Origin of the sequence: Ancylobacter sp. TS-1 (genome assembly GCF_009223885.1) — a bacterium.
Taxonomy (GTDB): Bacteria; Pseudomonadota; Alphaproteobacteria; order Rhizobiales; family Xanthobacteraceae; genus Ancylobacter.
This window is the reverse complement of record NZ_CP045144.1, coordinates 2,957,932-2,975,712: the sequence shown is the minus strand read 5'-3', so window position 1 is coordinate 2,975,712 and position 17,781 is coordinate 2,957,932. Positions and strand designations below refer to the sequence as shown.

Annotated in this window: 19 protein-coding genes; 11 read left to right on the top strand and 8 right to left on the bottom strand. The window is 70.1% G+C overall.

From position 1 onward, the window contains the following. Positions 1-1,107, bottom strand: a complete 1,107-nt coding sequence (locus GBB76_RS13990; protein ID WP_152303866.1) for a lysylphosphatidylglycerol synthase domain-containing protein — start codon at positions 1,105-1,107, stop codon at positions 1-3. 243 nt (positions 1,108-1,350) lie between these two features. Beyond that, positions 1,351-3,237, bottom strand: a complete 1,887-nt coding sequence (locus GBB76_RS13985) for a potassium transporter Kup (RefSeq protein WP_152303865.1) — start codon at positions 3,235-3,237, stop codon at positions 1,351-1,353. 562 nt (positions 3,238-3,799) lie between these two features. On the opposite strand from GBB76_RS13985, the gene GBB76_RS13980 reads away from it, so the two are divergent. Continuing rightward, complete coding sequence (locus GBB76_RS13980; protein ID WP_152303864.1) at positions 3,800-4,486, top strand: TetR/AcrR family transcriptional regulator; 687 nt, start codon at positions 3,800-3,802, stop codon at positions 4,484-4,486. Here GBB76_RS13980 and GBB76_RS13975 read toward each other — a convergent pair. The 3 genes from GBB76_RS13975 to GBB76_RS13965 are packed head-to-tail and all read right to left on the bottom strand — an operon-like array spanning position 4,483 to position 7,204. Further along, entirely contained in the window at positions 4,483-5,358 is an 876-nt protein-coding gene (locus tag GBB76_RS13975; protein WP_152303863.1) for an NAD-dependent epimerase/dehydratase family protein, read from the bottom strand. The two genes, GBB76_RS13980 and GBB76_RS13975, sit on opposite strands and share 4 nt — an antisense overlap. After that, positions 5,355-6,539: a tRNA epoxyqueuosine(34) reductase QueG gene (gene queG / locus GBB76_RS13970; RefSeq protein WP_152303862.1), complete on the bottom strand. Its 1,185-nt coding sequence runs from the start codon at positions 6,537-6,539 to the stop codon at positions 5,355-5,357. Before queG ends, GBB76_RS13975 begins: the two co-directional genes overlap by 4 nt. After that, a complete protein-coding gene (locus GBB76_RS13965; RefSeq protein ID WP_152303861.1) occupies positions 6,515-7,204 on the bottom strand; it encodes a glutathione S-transferase family protein in 690 nt (229 codons plus the stop codon). The genes queG and GBB76_RS13965 overlap by 25 nt, the downstream gene beginning before the upstream one ends. A gap of 190 nt (positions 7,205-7,394) precedes the next feature. Here GBB76_RS13965 and GBB76_RS13960 point away from each other — a divergent pair, with 190 nt between their 5' ends. The 9 genes from GBB76_RS13960 (at position 7,395) to rpsU (ending at position 15,736) form a co-directional block, all read left to right on the top strand. After that, positions 7,395-7,781, top strand: coding sequence for a VOC family protein (locus GBB76_RS13960; protein WP_152303860.1), 387 nt, complete (start codon positions 7,395-7,397; stop codon positions 7,779-7,781). A gap of 158 nt (positions 7,782-7,939) precedes the next feature. Then, entirely contained in the window at positions 7,940-8,887 is a 948-nt protein-coding gene (locus GBB76_RS13955; RefSeq protein WP_152303859.1) for a sugar phosphate isomerase/epimerase, read from the top strand. 261 nt (positions 8,888-9,148) lie between these two features. Next, positions 9,149-11,044, top strand: a complete 1,896-nt coding sequence (gene dnaK, locus GBB76_RS13950; RefSeq protein WP_152303858.1) for a molecular chaperone DnaK — start codon at positions 9,149-9,151, stop codon at positions 11,042-11,044. 213 nt (positions 11,045-11,257) lie between these two features. Beyond that, on the top strand, positions 11,258-12,391 hold the full coding sequence (gene dnaJ, locus GBB76_RS13945; protein WP_152303857.1) for a molecular chaperone DnaJ: 1,134 nt from the start codon (positions 11,258-11,260) through the stop codon (positions 12,389-12,391). Between the two features lie 244 nt (positions 12,392-12,635). Further along, the gene (locus GBB76_RS13940; protein ID WP_152303856.1) at positions 12,636-13,286 is read left to right on the top strand and encodes a class I SAM-dependent methyltransferase; all 651 of its coding nucleotides are present in this window, start codon (positions 12,636-12,638) and stop codon (positions 13,284-13,286) included. Positions 13,287-13,379: 93 nt separating this feature from the next. Further along, the gene (locus GBB76_RS13935; protein ID WP_152303855.1) at positions 13,380-13,961 is read left to right on the top strand and encodes an NADPH-dependent FMN reductase; all 582 of its coding nucleotides are present in this window, start codon (positions 13,380-13,382) and stop codon (positions 13,959-13,961) included. Positions 13,962-13,980: 19 nt separating this feature from the next. After that, positions 13,981-14,697, top strand: a complete 717-nt coding sequence (gene pyrF / locus GBB76_RS13930; RefSeq protein ID WP_152303854.1) for an orotidine-5'-phosphate decarboxylase — start codon at positions 13,981-13,983, stop codon at positions 14,695-14,697. Positions 14,698-14,717: 20 nt separating this feature from the next. Next, positions 14,718-15,338 carry a DUF1330 domain-containing protein gene (locus GBB76_RS19030; protein ID WP_152303853.1) on the top strand — a complete coding sequence of 207 codons (621 nt, stop codon included), beginning with the start codon at positions 14,718-14,720 and terminating at the stop codon, positions 15,336-15,338. Positions 15,339-15,499: 161 nt separating this feature from the next. Next, positions 15,500-15,736, top strand: coding sequence for a 30S ribosomal protein S21 (gene rpsU / locus GBB76_RS13920; protein ID WP_152303852.1), 237 nt, complete (start codon positions 15,500-15,502; stop codon positions 15,734-15,736). 254 nt (positions 15,737-15,990) lie between these two features. On the opposite strand, the gene GBB76_RS13915 is transcribed toward rpsU, so the two are convergent. From GBB76_RS13915 to GBB76_RS13905, 3 genes are all read right to left on the bottom strand, one after another. Continuing rightward, complete coding sequence (locus GBB76_RS13915) at positions 15,991-16,263, bottom strand: hypothetical protein (RefSeq protein ID WP_152303851.1); 273 nt, start codon at positions 16,261-16,263, stop codon at positions 15,991-15,993. A 143-nt stretch (positions 16,264-16,406) separates the two neighbouring features. Next, positions 16,407-16,838 (bottom strand): TIGR02301 family protein, encoded by a 432-nt coding sequence (locus tag GBB76_RS13910; RefSeq protein WP_152303850.1) that lies wholly within the window; start codon positions 16,836-16,838, stop codon positions 16,407-16,409. Between the two features lie 88 nt (positions 16,839-16,926). After that, a complete protein-coding gene (locus GBB76_RS13905; RefSeq protein WP_152303849.1) occupies positions 16,927-17,367 on the bottom strand; it encodes an NUDIX hydrolase in 441 nt (146 codons plus the stop codon). Positions 17,368-17,483: 116 nt separating this feature from the next. Here GBB76_RS13905 and GBB76_RS13900 point away from each other — a divergent pair, with 116 nt between their 5' ends. Continuing rightward, a complete protein-coding gene (locus GBB76_RS13900; RefSeq protein WP_246668930.1) occupies positions 17,484-17,765 on the top strand; it encodes a porin in 282 nt (93 codons plus the stop codon). The last annotated feature ends 16 nt before the right edge of the window (positions 17,766-17,781 follow it).

Here is a 17,781-nt window from a genome sequence, read left to right as displayed (position 1 = left end):
CTAGCTGGCGCGGCGGCGTGCCTCGGGGCTCGCGGAATCCCCGGTCGCCGACTCCGTGGCCGGGGAACCATCGTCACCGGACTGGATCACCGGCATCGCAGCCAGCGGGTCGGGCGAGATGCCCTTGCGGGCGGCGAGCCGGCGGCGGCTGAGCATCAGCTCGCGCACGCCCATGATGATCAGCGCCAGCGCGAAGGGCGTCACGTAATAGAGCAGGCGCAGCAGCAGCAGGGCGCCGAGCAGCGGCTCCTTGTCGAACTGGGGCAGCGCCACCAGCATCGCGGCGTCGAACACGCCGAGCCCGCCCGGCGCGTGGCTGGCGAAGCCCAGCAGCGTCGCCGAGATGAACACGACGCCGAGCGCGATCGGGTCGATGAAAGGCTGCTCCGGCATCAGCACGTACATGGCGGCGGCGCAGAAGGACAGGTCGACGATACCGATGGCGATCTGCATCAGCGTCAGCCGCGACCCCGGCAGCGTCACCGTCCAGTGGCCCTCGCCGACGCCGATGCGGCGCGGCTTGAGGCCGACCCACACCACATAGGCCGCGAGGCCCGACAGCAGCGCGATGCCGATCAGCCGGTTCACCCAGGCCGGCAGCTGGTCGACCGCGCTCGCCGCCCAGGGCTCGACGGTGATGCCGAGGCCCAGAATGGCGATGTTGCCGAGCCAGAAGGTCAGGCCGGTGACGAAGCACAGCTTGGCGACATCCACCGCGCCGAGGCCGTGCGCGGAATAGATGCGGTAGCGCACGGTGCCGCCGGTGAAGGCGGAGAAGCCGACATTGTGGCCGATGGCGTAGGAGGTGAAAGAGGCCAGCGCCGCCGTGCGGTAGGGCACGTGCGGCTTGCCGATCGTACGCAGGGCGAACCAGTCGTAGAAGGTCAGGGTGAAATAGGCGCCGGCGACGAAGAGCGCGGCGAGGCCGATGCGCCACGGGTCGGTGCCGGAGATCGCGTCCCACACCTCGTCGGGGCGGATGTTGCGCAGCATCTCGTACAGGACGACGGCGGCGATGCCGATGATGACGAGGCTGGCGACGAGGCCGAGCGTGTGCCAGCCGATGCGATCGCGCAACCAGCCGGAAATCAGCTTCAGCCCTTTCATCGCGCCTTCATCCTCCTGTCGGACCGGACCAACCCGGGCAGCCCTAGCAGACCTCGGCGGCTTTCGGAACACGTTCCGGCCGGCGGCGGCGCATTAGCGCACACCGTGTCCGAATCCGGTCGGCCGCGTGCCGCCCTTCTCCTGCAACGACGCGCGGCTTATCCGCCCCTCCGGCGGCAAGGTCATGACGGAACGATGATATTCGCGCGAGCGTGATGGCGCGATGACAGGCCCCGTCCCCGCTCAGAGCCGGACGGGATAGCCGATCTCGATGGTGCGCGGGCGCGGCAGGCCGAAACGGTCGACCGAGCGCTCGGCATTGCGGGCGAGGAAGGCGAAGACATGCGCGAGCACGTCGCGCACGCCGAGTATGTCGTCGGGCGGCATGACGCGTTCGTGACCGATGACGTAGACCGCTTCGTCGGGATCCACGCCCTGCGCGTAGAGCGCCGGGCCCAGAACCGCCGGCACGTCGATCTGCTGCATGTAGCCGAAGCGCACGTCGACGCGCAGATGGGTGCCGTCGATGGGCAGGATGCGCACGCGGTCGTCCACCGGCACGCGGGGGCGGGCGGCGATCCACACCGAGACGATGACCGCCTTGGAGAACTGCACGTTGAGCAGTTCCGACAGCCGGCCGAGCGCCACCGGCGTCACCGCCCCGCCGCGCGACAGGAAGATGGCGGTGCGCGGGCTGATCGCGCAGGCCGGCGGCCGGCCGCGCGCGACGAAGTCGTCGAGCGGCTCGGTGAAGCGGCGCTGCTGCAGGCTCAGCCCCTCCAGGCCGCGACGCCAGGACACCATGATGATCAGCACGATGCTGGCGATGGCCACGGGCAGCCAGCCGCCGTCGTGCAGCTTGGTCAGGTTGGCCAGGGCGAAGGAGACGTCGATCACCGCGAGCCCGCTGGCCAGGGCGATCAGCGCCGGCAGCGGCCAGCGCCAGCTACGCCGGACATAGGCGACGAACAGGATGGTCGTCGCCACCATCGCCATGGCGACGGCGATGCCATAGGCCGAGGCGAGGCGGTCGGAGGAGCCGAACGACACCACGATGGCGGCGCAGGCGATCATCATGATCCAGTTGAGCCGGCCGACATAGATATGCTGGTCGTTGCGCTCGCTGGTGTAGCGGATGCGCATGGGCGGCAGGTAGCCAAGCTCGATCGCCTGCTTGGCCAGCGAGAACACGCCGGTGATGATCGCCTGCGAGGCGATGACGGTCGCGCAGGTGGCGAGGATCAGCAGCGGCACGTCGAACAGGTCGGGCGAGAGGTCGTAGAAGGGATTGCGCACCGAATCCCGGTGCACCAGCACATAGGCGCCCTGGCCGTAATAGTTGAGCAGCAGCGCCGGCATGGCGACGACGAGCCAGGCGCGCGTGATGACCGGCCGGCCGAAATGGCCGAGATCGGCATAGAGCGCCTCGCCGCCGGTGATGGCGAGGAAGGCGGCGCCGAGAATGGCGCCGGCCAGCAGCGGATGGTCGGCCAGCAGCATCAGCCCGTGGCGCGGGTCGAGCGCCGCCAGCACCTGCGGCGCCGCCACGATGCCGTGCAGCCCGAGCGCCCCGAGCGAGACGAACCAGAGCAGCATCACCGGCCCGTAGAGCGCGCCGATGCGCTCGGTACCGGCGCGCTGGGAGACGAAGACGGCGAGAATGACCAGCACGGTGACGGCGACGATCCAGTGGTCGAGTGCCGGCGCGATCACCTCCAGCCCCTCGATCGCCGACAGCACCGAGATGGCCGGGGTCAATACGCCATCGCCGATCAGCATGGCGCCGCCGACGAGGCCGGCGATCAGCAGGAACAGCCGCCCGCCGGTGGCGGAGCGGTGCAGGTCGAGCAGGGTGACGAGCGCGAGGATGCCGCCTTCCCCGTCATTGTCCGCCCGCAGCACCAGCATGACATATTTGATGGTGACGGAGAGAATGATCGCCCAGGTGATGAGCGAGAGCAGGCCGAGCACGTCGGCATCGGTCACGCCGCCGGTGCCGCCGACGGCGAGCAGGCCCTGCTTGAAGGCGTAGAGCGGGCTGGTGCCGATGTCGCCGAAGACGACGCCCAGCGCCGCGACTTCGGCGGCGAACGGCAGGGACCGGCGACCGGCGACACGATGCTCAGCCATGGTGCGTCCGGCGGCACGGGAGGAAGCGGATCGCGCCGCCGCGCGGGGCGGCCGCGCGGAAAGCCGAAAACAATCGCGCCGGAGGGCGGCGCGGCGCGAGGCAGAAGGACACGGCAGAACTTGGCATGACAGGCCGGAATCGCGCTGGTTTTCGCCGGTGCACCCGGCACCGCAGCAATACTCTGGCACGGCACCGGCGCCAAGCACAGACGAACGCGTCGCTTCGCCCCTCGCCCGGCTTCGACGGGAGGCTTCGTTCGGGAAGCGTGACGGATGGGAGAAGGGACGAGGGAGGAGGATTGGGGGGCGAATAACCCTCCTCCCTCTACCAACTGCCGTACGTGCCGAAGGGCTTGCGGGTTCCCTCCGACTCTGGCGGCCGGTGAAGGCACTTGAATAAACGGTTCAGAACCGACAATCAATAAAAACCGAACGGTTTGGTCAATAGCCCAAAGTAGGGCCGCCCGCTCCCCTCGCGCGTTGCAAAATCGGACCGATTGCTCCAAACTGGCGACAGCTTTTGTAATTTTCGTTCGCTGCTTAGTCAGGCCAGACCGCTTCCATGCCGCACGCCGCCGGCCATCCGACAGGCCGCCCCCAGCCCATGGCCGCGCCGCGCGGCACCGCGCCACTGCCACGCCACGGGAACGACAAGCGACGCCAGATCCTCGGCGGCGCCCGCGAGGTCTTTCTGTCCGCCGGGTTCGACGGCGCCAGCATGGGCGAGATCGCGCGCATGGCGGGCGTCTCGAAGGGCACGCTCTATGTCTATTTCCCCTCGAAGGAGGAGCTTTTCTCAGCCCTCGTGACCGAGGAGTGCCAGCGCACGGCCGAGGCCTGCTTCGACATGGGCGTCGATGCCGATGTGCGCGAGGCGCTGACCCAGGTCAGCCACCGCTACATCCGCGCCATGATGGAGCCGGCGCATGTACGCACCGTCCGCATGGTCGTCGGCGTCGCCGAGAAGCTGCCGCAGATCGGACGCGCCTATCTTCAGGCCGGGCAGGAGGCGGGTGTGCAGCGGCTCGGCGACTGGCTGCGGCTGAAGGCGGAGCGGGGCGAACTCGCCATCGACGACCCCGAACTCGCGGCCTGGCAGTTCATCATCGGCTGCCATGCCAAGCTCGTCATGCCGCTGGTGTTCGGCGACGAGACCCCGCCGGACGCCGCAAGCGTGGAACGTCTGGTCGTCCACACGGTCGACTCCTTCCTGCGCGCCTTCGCGCCGCGCGGCGGCGGAAACGCCTAGGAGTTCGGCGCGCCCCCGGCGAGCAGCGCGGCCAGCCCCTCGCGATAGGTCGGGTAGAGCAGCCCGCCGCCGAGCAGGGCATGCAGGTGCTCGTTGCGGACACGCCGGTTGTCCGCCCAGAAGGACAACGCCATCGGCGACATGCTCAGGGCCGCCACCTCGAAGGGTTCGGCGGCCGGCGGATCGACCCCGAACAGCCCGGCGGCGAAGCGCACCGGCGCGCAGGAGGGCGAGGGCTCGTCGTCCACCACATTCACCGCGCCGTCGAATCCCTTGATGCCGGCGGCATGGATGGCCCCGGCGATGTCGTCGACATGGATGCGGTTGAACACCTGCCCGGCGCGCTCGATGCAACGGGCGGTGCCGGCGGCGACATCCTCGATCGCGTTGCGGCCGGGGCCGTAAATGCCGCCGAGCCGCAGCAGCGCGACCGGCCGGCCGGCCGCCGCGCCGAGCCGACGCCAGGCCGCCTCCGCCTCGATGCGCCGCCGCGCCCGTGGCGCCGCCTCGGAAAGCGGAGCGTCCTCGTCGATCCAGGCGCCGCCGGAATCGCCATAGACGCCGATGGTCGAGAGATAGACGAGCGGTCCCCGGCGGCCCGCACCCGCCAGCGCCGGCCCGAGCGGGCCGAGGAACGGGTCGCCCGCCTCCCCGGGGGCGGCCGAGGCCACCACCACATCGGCTGCCCGCGCGGCCTCGACCAGCGCGGCGGAGGGCTCACCCTCGAAGCGCAGCATCTCCATGCCGGGGCGGGGGGCGCCGTCGCGGCTGGTGCCGATGCGGCGGGCGAAGGCCTCGCCGTGGCGCGCGACGAGGCGCTGCGCGCAATAGCCGTGGCCGAGGCAGAGCAGGGTCGGACGGGGATCGGTCACGCGCGGGTCTCCGGCGGCATCGAGACGTCGGCGAGCGCAAGGCGCCATTCCTCGGCGACGTCGGCATCGCCCTCGCCCGCATGGGCGGCGGCGAGGGCGGTGAGGGACTCGGGCGGCAGCAGCCGGGTGAGCGCCCACACCGCCGCGCCGCGCACCGTGGCGGCCTCATGGGCGAGCAGCCGCTCGGCCTCCGGCGCGAGGCCGGCATCGCCGGAATTGCCGATGGCGACCAGCACGTTGCGCAGGAAGCGCGTGCGCCCGCTGCGCTTGATCGGGCTCCTGGCGAAGCGGGCGCGGAACTGCGCCTCGTCGAGCCGGGCGAGATCGGCCAGCGCCGGGGCCCGGTTCTCGTCGCGCGCGGCGAGGCGCGCCTCGCGGCCGAGTTCGGCGAACTTGTTCCACGGGCAGGCGGCGAGGCAGTCGTCGCAGCCATAGACCCGGTTGCCGATCAGCGGGCGCAGCTCGCGCGGGATCGGCCCGGAGTGCTCGATGGTGAGGTAGGAGACGCAGCGGCGCGCGTCGATGCGGTAGGGCGCCGGAAAGGCGTCCGTCGGGCAGGCCTCGATGCAGGCGCGGCAGGAGCCGCAATGGTCGACCTCGGGCGTGTCCGGCGGCAAAGCGAGATCGGTGGCGATGGCGCCGAGGAACAGCCAGGAGCCCTTCGCGCGCGAGACGAGATTGGTGTGCTTGCCCTGCCAGCCGAGCCCGGCGGCGGCGGCGAGCGGCTTCTCCATCAGCGGCGCCGTGTCGACGAAGACCTTGATCTGCACCCGCCCGGGCCCGCCGGCGCGCGGCACGAAGCGCGAGGCGATGCGCTTGAGCTTGCCCTTGATCAGCTCGTGATAGTCGTCGCCGCGCGCATAGACCGAAATGGCGCCGCGCGTGCGTTCGGCGAGGATGGCGCGGGGGTCCTCGTCCGGTCCGTAATTGAGCCCCAGCATCAGCAGCGAGGCGACCTCCGGCCACATATGGGCGGGTGCGGCGCGGCGCTCGGCGGTCTGCGGCATCCACTCCATGTCGCCATGGGCGCCCTCGGCGATCCATTGGCGCAGGCGCGGCCCGGCCTCGGGGATGGCGTCGGCGCGCGCGATGCCCATCGCGTCGAACCCCTCCTCGCGGGCGAGGGCGAAGATGAGCGCCTTCGCCGCCTCCGGCGTCAGAAATCGAGATCCGCGTAGCACGGCGCCGGCGGCATGCCCGCCATGGTCAGCGCGAGCAGCGGCCGGAACGCCGGACGCGACTTGATGCGCGCGTACCAGATCTTCGCTCCCTCGTCCTCGTCCCACGGCACATCGCCCAGATAGTCGACGCTGGAGATATGCGCGGCGGCGGCGAGATCGGCATAGGTCATGCGCTCGCCGGCGAGCCAGTTCCGCGCCTTCAGCAGCCAGCCGATATATTGCAGATGATAGCGGATATTGGCGCGGGCGGCACGGATGGTCGCCATGTCGGGCGGGCCGCCGCCAAGCTCGCGCGGCGTGTAGCGCTTGTAGACCTTCTCGCGCACCAGCGGCTCGGTGACCTCGACGAAGAACTTGTGATTGAACCAGGCCGAGAGCCGGCGCACCTCGACGCGGGCGGCGCTGTCGGCCGGCAGCAGGCGCCGGTCGCCGAGCGCGGCGCCACGGGTCTCGTCGAGATATTCGGTGATGGCGTCGATGCCCGGCACGACGAGCCCGTCATCCTCCACCAGAACCGGCGTCGCGCCGGCCGGGTCGAGCATCAGGAATTCGGGCCGGCGCTCCCACACCCGCTCCTCGATCAGTTCCGGCTCGATGCCGATCTCGCCGAGAGCGAGGCGCACGAGACGCGAATGGGCGCAGAAGGGATGGTGATAGAGCTGCATTTTCCGGGAAAATTCGCGAGCCGCCAGCGGGGGCGCTGGTGATGGGTCTAGAAGGGTTCAGGCGTCATCGCAAGCCTTAGCGGCGTCAACATGGCATCGCAGGCGCCCCTTGTGGGCGGGCGCGCCGGTCGATTTCGGGTTATGGTGTGCGAGCAGTTAACGCCACCGAAGACGCAGCAGGAGTGAAGCCATGGAAAGCGCCCGGCCGCACGGCATCTTCGTCTGGAACGAACTGAACACGCGCGACATCGCCGGCGCCAAGGCCTTCTACGCCGCCACGCTCGGCTGGACCTTCGAGGCCATGCCGATCGAGGGTGGCGCGGATTACTGCATCATCCGCCATGGCGAGACCCGCGTCGGCGGCATCTTCGTGCTCGACGGGCCGGAATTCGACGGCGTGCCTGAGCACTGGTTCTCCTATATCGCGGTGGACGACGTCGACGCGCGGGCGGCCACCGTGGCGGAGGCGGGCGGGGCGGTGCTGCGGCCGGCCTTCGACATAGCCGGCGTCGGCCGGATTGCCATCATCCGCGATTCGCGCGGGGCCGTTTCGGGCTGGATCACGCCGGCAATGTGAGCGCGCGCCGGGTGGATGCGCTCCGCTAACTATCCGATTCCATTGGAGATTCGGCCTAGCTGTAACGTGTATGCCATAAAGTCGGCGTAATGGGCGTTCGCGCGCCTGCCGGACTCCTCGTCCTCCCGCCCCTCCTGCCCCAAGGGAAGATCGACACGATGCAGTTCCATATCCAGCCCCCCGCCATTCGCGCTTCCGGCTACTCCCTGCTGGAAGGCAGCCCCGAATTCGACGACGTCGGAGCCGGGCTCGACGAGGCGGAGGCGCTGGGCGTCGATGTCGTGGAGCTTCCGGTCTATGCGTGGCATCTCGTGGTCGAGGGCCGCGTGCTCGGCGACCGGCTGAAAGACCTCCAGCGCGCCCTCGCCGGCCGCCGGCTCGGCTACAGCGTGCACGGCGCGCTCGCCATCAACCTGATGGACCTGCCCGAGCGGCTGCCGCGCCACGAGAAGGTGCTGGCGGCCAATATCGAGATCGCCGCCGCCATCGGCGCCGAGCACCTCGTCATCCACACCGGCTTCGTGCGCGACGCGGAGGACGACCTGGAAGTGGCCTATTCGCGCCAGCGCGACGCCCTCGCCCGGGCCGGCGACCTGGCGGCCGCGCGCGGCGTGCGGCTGTGCGTGGAGAACATCTTCCGCTTCCGCGACGCCCGCGAGACCGCCACCCCGGCCAAGCTCGCCGGCGAGCTGGCGGCCATCGACCATGCGGCGGTGAAGGCGACGCTCGACGTCAGCCACGCCTATATTCGCTGCACCGACGCCCGGATCGACCCGATCGCCGAGATCGCGGCGCTGGCCCCGCATGTCGCGCATTTCCACCTGCACGATTCCTTCGGCCGCCCGAACGAGAAGCGGGCGAGCGATCTGTGGCTCTATCATCCGGCCGAAGCGGTGGCGTTCGGCGAGGGCGACCTGCACCTGCCGATCGGCTGGGGCGGCATCGACTGGGACGCGGTGGTGGGGGCGGTGCGCCCGGCGCCGGGCGCGGTCGCCATCATGGAACTGAACCCCGCCCACTGGCGCGAGCTGAACAGCCAGATCCCCGTGTTGCAGGCGCTCGCCGCCCGCTTCCAGCCGGCGCCGGCGCCGGCGGCGGTCGGCTGACGACGCCGGGCGCGCGGCGCAAGCGCGCCGGAACCGCCACCGCACGCCGCTGCGCACAAGACCGCAGGCCCCGCGCTGCTTTAAAGCGCATGCACCTTCTTGCAGCGGAAACGGCTGCCCCCTATATCGGCCTCGAACGGCGCGCTGAGCGCCGTACCCTATTGTTTGGGGGCCGGTTCAGGGGGAGCGACGGGCGAGGCCCGGCACTTTCCGAAGGACGCTTTGCGAAGGTCCGGCCGGCCTGCCGGAAGGAGAAACAATATGTCTAAAGTCATCGGCATCGATCTCGGCACGACCAATAGCTGCGTCGCGGTCATGGAGGGCACCACGCCCAAGGTGATCGAGAACGCGGAAGGCGCGCGCACCACGCCTTCCATCGTCGCCTTCACCGAGGATGGCGAGCGCCTCGTCGGCCAGCCGGCCAAGCGCCAGGCGGTGACGAACCCCGAGCGCACCTTCTTCGCGGTGAAGCGCCTGATCGGCCGCCGCTACGACGACCCGACGGTCGCCAAGGACAAGGATCTCGTCCCCTACCAGATCGTGCGCGCCGACAATGGCGACGCCTGGGTAGAGTCGGACGGCAGGAAGTATTCGCCCTCGCAGATTTCCGCCTTCACGCTGCAGAAGATGAAGGAGACGGCGGAGGCCTATCTCGGCGCCAAGGTCGACAAGGCGGTCATCACCGTCCCGGCCTATTTCAACGACGCCCAGCGCCAGGCCACCAAGGACGCTGGCCGTATCGCCGGCCTCGAGGTGCTGCGCATCATCAACGAGCCGACGGCGGCCGCGCTCGCCTACGGCCTCGACAAGAAGTCGGCCGGCATCATCGCGGTCTACGACCTCGGCGGCGGCACCTTCGACGTCTCGATCCTCGAGATCGGCGACGGCGTGTTCGAGGTGAAGTCCACGAACGGCGACACGTTCCTGGGCGGCGAAGACTTCGACATGCGCCTCGTCAACTATCTCGCCGACGAGTTCAAGAAGGAGCAGGGCATCGACCTGCGCGGCGACAAGCTCGCCCTTCAGCGCCTGAAGGAAGCGGCCGAGAAGGCCAAGATCGAGCTGTCCTCCGCGACCCAGACCGAGATCAACCTGCCCTTCATCACGGCGGACGCGACCGGCCCCAAGCACCTGACGCTGAAGCTCACCCGCGCCAAGTTCGAGGCGCTGGTGGACGACCTGATCCAGCGCACCGTCGAGCCCTGCCGCAAGGCGCTCAAGGATGCCGGCCTCACCGCCGGGCAGATCGACGAGGTCGTTCTCGTCGGCGGCATGACCCGCATGCCCAAGGTGCAGGAAGTGGTGAAGCAGTTCTTCGGCAAGGAGCCCCACAAGGGCGTCAACCCGGATGAGGTCGTCGCCATCGGCGCCGCCATCCAGGCCGGCGTGCTCCAGGGCGACGTGAAGGACGTGCTGCTGCTCGACGTGACCCCGCTCTCGCTCGGCATCGAGACGCTGGGCGGCGTGTTCACGCGCCTGATCGACCGCAACACGACCATCCCGACCAAGAAGAGCCAGACCTTCTCCACCGCCGAGGACGGCCAGACCGCGGTGACGATCCGCGTCTTCCAGGGCGAGCGCGAGATGGCCGCGGACAACAAGATCCTCGGCCAGTTCGATCTCGTCGGCATCCCCCCGGCGCCGCGCGGCGTGCCGCAGATCGAGGTTGCCTTCGACATCGACGCCAACGGCATCGTCAACGTGTCGGCCAAGGACAAGGGCACCGGCAAGGAGCAGCAGATCCGCATCCAGGCCTCCGGCGGCCTGTCGGATACCGACATCGACAAGATGGTGAAGGACGCCGAGGCGCACGCCGCCGAGGACAAGCAGCGCCGCGCGCTGGCCGAGGCCAAGAACCACGGCGAGGCGCTCGTGCACTCCACCGAGAAGGCGCTCGCCGAGCATGGCGACAAGGTCGGCGCGCCCGAGAAGGCTGCCATCGAGACCGCCATCGTCGATCTCAAGAGCGCGCTGGAGGGTGACGACGCCGAGGCGATCGCCGCCAAGACCAACACGCTGGCGCAGGCCTCGCTCAAGCTGGGCGAAGCCATGTACGCCTCCCAGCAGGGCGGCGACGACGCCGGCGAGGCGCCGAAGGACGACGTGGTGGACGCCGAGTTCACCGAGGTCGACGACGACAAGAAGAAGTCGGCCTGATCTCAGACCCAACGCCGCCCCCGGGATTCGTTCCGGGGGCGGATTTCTGTACGGCACCCCGGTACGCGCCGCGCTGCGATAGGGCGCGGGGAAGGCTTCGCCCGGACGCCTTCCGGCAGGTTTCCTGCATGCCGGACCGGATCGCCCGCCGCCGCGAGAGGCAACCGCGCCACGCGGCCGGCGGCGCCAGAGGATGCGACGGCACATCGGCCCATGTCCAAACGCGACTATTACGAGATCCTCGAGGTCACCAGGACCTGCAATGACGGCGAGCTGAAAAGCTCGTACCGCAAGCTCGCCATGAAGTGGCACCCGGACAAGAACCCCGGCAATGACGACGCCGAGATCCGCTTCAAGGAGATCAGCGAGGCCTATGAGGTTCTGAAGGACCCGCAGAAGCGCGCGGCCTATGACCGCTTCGGCCATGCCGCCTTTGAGGGCGGGGGCGGCGGCCCGGGCTTCGGCGCCGATTTCGCCTCGACCTTCTCCGACATTTTCGACGACCTGTTCGGCATGGCCGGCGGGCGGCGCGGCGGCGGGGGTGGACGCGGCGGGCGCGAGCGCGGGGCGGACCTGCGCTACAACATGGAAATCACGCTGGAGGAGGCGTTCTCCGGCAAGGACGCCACCGTCCGCCTGCCGACCTCCATCACCTGCGAGGCGTGCTCGGGCTCCGGCGCCAAGGCCGGCACCCAGCCGACCACCTGCCGCACCTGCTCCGGCAGCGGGCGCATCCGCCAGGCGCAGGGCTTCTTCACGCTGGAGCGCACGTGCCCGAGTTGCCAGGGCCGCGGCCAGGTGATCGAGGATCCTTGCCCGGCCTGCGCCGGCGCCGGCCGCACCACCAAGGAGCGCACGCTGCAGGTGGCGATCCCGGCGGGCGTGGAGGACGGCACCCGCATCCGCCTCGGCAATGAGGGCGAGGCGGGGGTGCGCGGCGGACCGCCCGGCGACCTCTACATCTTCCTGTCGCTCGCCCCGCACGACTTCTTCCAGCGCGACGGGGCGGACCTGTTCTGCCGCGCGCCGATCTCCATGGTCACGGCGGCGCTGGGCGGCTCCTTCGAGGTGCCGACCATCGACGGCGAGACGACCAAGGTGAAGGTCCCCGAGGGCACCCAGTCCGGCAAGCGTTTCCGGCTCGGCGGCAAGGGTATGCCGGTGCTCCGCAGCCGCACCCGCGGCGACATGTATGTGCAGGTCGTCGTCGAGACGCCGCAGAACCTGACCCGACGTCAGCGTGAACTTCTGGCCGAATTCGACGCCGAATGTTCGAAGGACACGCACCCGGAATCGAGCGGCTTCTTCGCCAAGGTGAAGGATTTCTTCGCCGGTGACGCGGAGTAAGGGCGCCAGCACGTAATCGCGCTGTCATCGCGGGGACTTAACATGCTCCGCCAAGCACTCTAGAGTCGCGGGCATCGACTCGTCAGCCAAGAGCCCATTCCGCCCGGATCGCGACGGCCCGACCCGACCTGAACAGGCTCGACATTTTGAATCCGGCGCGATTTCCGGTCGGGCACCTGCCCGGCCGCCTCTCGCTTCCGCCTTTTGCAACCGTCCGGTCAGGGCTCATCGGAATTTCGCTGGCATGCTGCAACGTCCCGCCTCCCGCGCCTCACAGCGCTGCGCCCCCAAGTCCCGTCCCGACGAGGTGCACTTCCTGCGCTCCTGGCTGCAGGATCCCCTGCGCACCGGCGCGCTCTCGCCCTCGGGCCGGGCGCTCGCCCGCACCATGGCGAATTTCGTCGATCCGGCGCAGGACGGCCCGGTGATCGAGCTGGGCCCCGGCACCGGCCCCGTCACCTCGGCGCTGGTGGCGCGCGGCATCGCCCCGGAACGGCTGGTGCTCATCGAGTACAACCCGGAATTCTGCGCCATGCTCAGGACGCGCTTTCCCGGTGCCACGGTCATCCAGGGCGACGCCTACAACATGAAGGCGACCCTCGACGGCTCGCTGGCCGATCGCGCGATCGCCGTGGTGTCCAGCCTGCCGCTGTTCACGCGGCCCGTGGAGGAGCGCTACAGCCTGCTGGACCAGTCCTTCGAGCTGTCGCATCCGCGCGCGCCCTTCATCCAGTTCACCTATGCGGTGGTCTCGCCCATGCCGCTGGCGCCGGAGCGCTTCGACGCCCATGTCAGCCAGCGCATCTGGGCGAACCTGCCGCCGGCCCGGGTCTGGGTCTATCGCGGGCGCGACGGCGTGAGCGCCGGGACGCCGAACGCCGTCGCGGCGGAATAGGCCCCGCGCGGCGTTCCGGTCCAGATCGGCGGACAATGCGCGCGGGCCGGACGTCCGGCCCCGGCGCCGATGACCGCAACAGCGGAGGATGAGATGCGCGCCCCGAGAATCGTGACCTTCGCCGGGTCGATCCGGACCGGCTCCTTCTCGGCGAGCCTCGCCGCGCTGGCGGCGAAGGAACTCGCCCTGATGGAATGCGAGCCGGTGCTGCTCTCGCTCGCCGACTATCCGATGCCGCTCTATGACGGCGACCTGGAGGCGGAGCAGGGCGTGCCCGAGGCGGCACGCAAGCTGCGCGACCAGCTTGCCCGTGCCGACGGCGTGTTCCTCGTCACGCCGGAATACAATGCCGGCCTGCCGCCTCTGCTGAAGAACGCCATCGACTGGGCGAGCCGCGCCAAGGGCGAGGGCGACGCCTTCAAGGGGCCGGTCTACGCCATCGGCTCCACCTCGCCGGGCGGGCTCGGGGGCTACCGCGCCTCGATGATGCTGCGCCAGACGCTGGCGCTCGGCCTCAACTGCCTCGTGCTGGCCGAGCAGGTGATGGTGGCGGGCGCCGCCGGCGCCTTCGATTCGAACGGCGACTTCAAGGACACGCGCGCGCAGGAAAGGTTGCGCGCGGTGCTGTCTGCGCTTATCGAGCAGGCGGCGCTCAGGGCTGGTCTGCGCGCCTGAGCCGCGGAGACCGTCCTTCATGAGCGCGCCCCTTTCCGATCCGCGCGACCGGCTGATCGTCGCGCTCGACCTCTCCTCGGTCGGGGCGGCGGAGAGCCTCGTCTCCCGCCTCGGCGACACGGTGAGCTTCTACAAGATCGGCTATGAACTCGGCTTCGCCGGCGGCCTCGGCTTCGCCCGCGAACTGATCGCCGACGGCCGGAAGGTCTTCATCGACTTCAAGCTGCACGACATCGGCAACACGGTGGCGCGCGGGGTGGCGAGCCTCGCCGCGCTCGGCGCCAGCTTCGCCACCGTGCACGCCTACCCCCAGACCATGCGCGCGGCGATGGAAGGCAAGGGCGCGAGCCCGCTGCGCATCCTCGCTGTCACCGTGCTCACCTCCTATGACGATGCCGACCTCGATGAGGCCGGCTATCGCGGCGACGTCGCCTCCACGGTGGCCGCCCGCGTGGCGCTGGCGCGCGAGATCGGCATTGACGGCATCGTCTGCGCGCCGACAGATGCCGCCTCCGTGCGCGCGGCGCTCGGCAGCAAGGGCGCCATCGTCACCCCCGGCGTGCGCCCGGACGGCGCCGCCACCGGCGACCAGAAGCGCGTCGCCACCCCGTTCGCCGCCATCCGCGCCGGCGCCGACCACCTCGTGGTCGGCCGGCCGATCGTCGCCTCGCCCGACCCGGCCGCCGCCGCCCGCGCGGTGCAGGCCGAGATCGCGCGGGCGCTCGCCGCCACCTGAACGACACGAAGGGAAGACGCATGGCCAAGGGCTACTGGATCAGCCGCCTCGATGTGAACGACGTCGACGGCTACAAGCCGTATCTGCAGGGCGCCCTGCCGGCGATCGCCTCCTTCGGGGGCCGTTTCCTCGCCCAGGGCGGCGCCTTCGAGACGCTGGAAGGTGTCTCCCGCGCGCGCAACGTGGTCGTCGAGTTCAGGGATTACGAGACCGCGCTGGCCTGCTTCCACTCGCCCGAATACCAGGCCGCCTACACCCACCGCGTCGCCGCTTCCGAGGGCGACCACCTCGTGATCGAGGGCTATGAAGGCGACCAGCCGGCCGCCGGCGTGATCTCCGGCCCACCGGACGGCCCCGGCACGGCCTACTGGGTCATGCGCATCGACGTGAACGACCTCGAAACCTACAAGTCCTATGTCGCCGCCGACGCCCTCGCCATCCGCAAATATCAGGGCTGGTTCCTCGTGCGCGGCGGCCGCCACGAGGCGGTGCACGGGGCGGCGCGCTCGCGCAATGTCGTGCTCGCCTTCAAGGACTACGAGACGGCGCTCGCCGCCTATCGCTCGCCGGAATATCAGGAGGCCCTCGGCTTCCGCACCAAGGCCGCTGTCGCCGAGGTGATCGCGATTCAGGGCGTCTGAGCCCGCCGGGCCGCGCTCCGATGCGGAGGAATCCGGCATTTGGCGGCGCGGCCATGGACAAGCCGGCGGCGTTCTGCTAAGTGCGCACACCTTGATCGGCTGTCCGCCGGTCTCCAGAATTCAACGCACGCGCGATACGCGAAGCACGAAGAGGGTTACACGTGCAGGTTCTCGTTCGGGACAACAATGTCGACCAGGCCCTGAAGGCGCTGAAGAAGAAGATGCAGCGCGAGGGCATTTTCCGCGAGATGAAGCTGCGCGGCCACTACGAGAAGCCGTCCGAGAAGCGCGCCCGCGAGGAGGCCGAGGCCGTCCGCCGCGCCCGCAAGCTCGCCCGCAAGCGCGCCCAGCGTGAGGGTCTCATCCCCTCCAAGCCGAAGACCATCGGCGCCCGCTGAAAAGCGACGGCTCCGCTCGCGGGGTCCATGACAGCCTGACAATTCGAAAGGCGCGGTGACGAAAGTCGCCGCGCCTTTCGCCGTTGCGGGCACGCCTCCCGGCCGGAGACGGCACCGCGACGCAAGGGTCGCGACGCAAGAGTGCCCCCGGCGCGGCGCACGCGTGTCGGACGTTTGGCCGGCAGAGGGTCAAGCTGGGAGAGAGTCGAGGCGGGCTGTCGGTGCGAAAAGGAGACGGGCGCGCGGCGTCCCGCTCACTGGCGGTTGAACGGCACCGTGTATTCGCCGGCGCGGATGCGCCCGGCCAGACGCTCGGCAAAGCCGGCGGCGGCCTCCTCGCCATAGGTGGCGACCATGGAGCGGATGGCGGTGAACAGCGCCGCCTGCGCGAGGCAATCCTCGTCGAGACCGTCATAGACCGCCTCGTTCCACGCCTCATCGAGATAGGCGAGCGCCGCGTGACGCTCGTCCTCATGGGCCTGATCGGCCTTGCCATCGATGTCGAGCGTTTCGGGAAGCTGGGACAAAAACAGATCCTCCGCGTTCGAGCGACGCGCCTCGACAAGACATTAGCACGACGCGCCGGGCGGTCCGCCCAAGAATTGAAGGACGGTTAATATGCCGCGGCAAAAAAGTGACAGCCGCGCGCAATCGCCGGCCCCGCGCCCGCTCAGTTGCTGCCGTAGCGGGCCGCGATATCGCGCGAGAGCTTGGCTCCGGTCTCGAGATAACGCTGGCTGGCCAGCTCGGCCGAGGGGGTGCAGCTGCGGTAGACCTGCTTATAGCTGTCATAGCCATTGTTGAAGGCGCCGATGAGCTGGCCGCGCCGGTCGCCGGACGGCGCCTCGATATCGACCAGTCCCTGCATCTCGTCGCGCCAGCGCGTCGCCTCCCCCGCCCCGCAGAGCGGGCGCAGATAATGCAGCGCGCCGAGGATCTCGGAGAGGCGCAGCAGGTCGCCCTCATAGGGCGGCGCCCCGCCCTGCGTCGACTGCGCGGCGGCCGGCGACGGCAGGCCGGGCGCCACCGCGCCGGCGGCGAGGGCGAGGGCGAGCAGAAGAAGGGCGCGCGGGCCGCGCCGCCGGAGTGCCGCGAAGATCATGGCCGTGAATGTCGTACCGCAAGCGTCATGGAAGCTGTGGTGCGCCGGGCCCGCGCGGGCGTCAAGAGGCCGGGCGGCGGGGAGGCACTCACATCGCCCCCGGGCCGTCCACCGCCTGCACCAGCAGGAGCGCCGCCGCGACGATGCCCGCGAGACCCGGCGTGGTCTCGTCCGGCAGTTCCGCCGGGTCGAACCAGCCGACCTCCGCCGCCTCCGGCCCGACCGCCGGCTCACCGGCGACCCAGCGCGCGGCATGGCTGACAACGACGAAATGAGCGGCCAGCGCGCCGGACGCGTCGTGCTGGATGATGTCGAGCGCGCCGGCGACGCCGAGGATGGCGCAGTCTATGCCGACCTCCTCCATCACCTCGCGCGCGGCGGCGTCCGCCAGCGTCTCGCCCGGCTCGACGCGCCCGCCCGGCAGCGTCCACAGCCCGCGCGAGGGCGCCTTGCCGCGCCGCGCCAGCAGCAGGCGGCCCTCGTGAAAGACGGCGGTGCTGGCGGCGAGGACGGGGCGGATCGCCGGCATGGCAGGCTCCATCGGGGGTGAATCGGCAAAAGGGTGAGCGGAAGTGTAGAACAGGCGACGCCCGATTGGAGCCGCAATCGGAACCGAGATTGCGACGCTTGGGACGGGAGACACGCATGCAGGCCGGAATGCACCGCACGATATCGAAGGCTGCATCGAAGGCTGCCGGCGTGGCGCTGCTCGCCTCGCTGCTGGCGGGCGCGCTGCCGGCCCTCGCCCAGAATCCGCCGCCGCCGTCCAATCCGCCGAAGCCCGATCCGTTCTGCGCCGCCTTCGGCCCCGGCTTCGCCCGCGTGCCGGGCGGCTCGACCTGCGTGAAGGTGAGCGGCGGGGTGCAGACCGACCTCTATTCGAACAGCGTCTCCACATCGAGTTCCGGTACGCCGGCGCCGAAATAGGCCGCCCGCGCCCCGG

What these genes read in the sequence shown, in the direction of transcription:
- GBB76_RS13990 (WP_152303866.1), bottom strand. Translation starts at nt 1,107, where the DNA reads ATGAAAGGGCTGAAGCTGATTTCCGGCTGGTTGCGCGATCGCATCGGC.
- GBB76_RS13985 (WP_152303865.1), bottom strand. Translation starts at nt 3,237, where the DNA reads ATGGCTGAGCATCGTGTCGCCGGTCGCCGGTCCCTGCCGTTCGCCGCC.
- GBB76_RS13980 (WP_152303864.1), top strand. Translation starts at nt 3,800, where the DNA reads ATGCCGCACGCCGCCGGCCATCCGACAGGCCGCCCCCAGCCCATGGCC.
- GBB76_RS13965 (WP_152303861.1), bottom strand. Translation starts at nt 7,204, where the DNA reads ATGCAGCTCTATCACCATCCCTTCTGCGCCCATTCGCGTCTCGTGCGC.
- GBB76_RS13960 (WP_152303860.1), top strand. Translation starts at nt 7,395, where the DNA reads ATGGAAAGCGCCCGGCCGCACGGCATCTTCGTCTGGAACGAACTGAAC.
- GBB76_RS13955 (WP_152303859.1), top strand. Translation starts at nt 7,940, where the DNA reads ATGCAGTTCCATATCCAGCCCCCCGCCATTCGCGCTTCCGGCTACTCC.
- dnaK (WP_152303858.1), top strand. Translation starts at nt 9,149, where the DNA reads ATGTCTAAAGTCATCGGCATCGATCTCGGCACGACCAATAGCTGCGTC.
- dnaJ (WP_152303857.1), top strand. Translation starts at nt 11,258, where the DNA reads ATGTCCAAACGCGACTATTACGAGATCCTCGAGGTCACCAGGACCTGC.
- GBB76_RS13940 (WP_152303856.1), top strand. Translation starts at nt 12,636, where the DNA reads ATGCTGCAACGTCCCGCCTCCCGCGCCTCACAGCGCTGCGCCCCCAAG.
- GBB76_RS13935 (WP_152303855.1), top strand. Translation starts at nt 13,380, where the DNA reads ATGCGCGCCCCGAGAATCGTGACCTTCGCCGGGTCGATCCGGACCGGC.
- pyrF (WP_152303854.1), top strand. Translation starts at nt 13,981, where the DNA reads ATGAGCGCGCCCCTTTCCGATCCGCGCGACCGGCTGATCGTCGCGCTC.
- GBB76_RS19030 (WP_152303853.1), top strand. Translation starts at nt 14,718, where the DNA reads ATGGCCAAGGGCTACTGGATCAGCCGCCTCGATGTGAACGACGTCGAC.
- GBB76_RS13910 (WP_152303850.1), bottom strand. Translation starts at nt 16,838, where the DNA reads ATGATCTTCGCGGCACTCCGGCGGCGCGGCCCGCGCGCCCTTCTTCTG.
- GBB76_RS13905 (WP_152303849.1), bottom strand. Translation starts at nt 17,367, where the DNA reads ATGCCGGCGATCCGCCCCGTCCTCGCCGCCAGCACCGCCGTCTTTCAC.
- GBB76_RS13900 (WP_246668930.1), top strand. Translation starts at nt 17,484, where the DNA reads ATGCAGGCCGGAATGCACCGCACGATATCGAAGGCTGCATCGAAGGCT.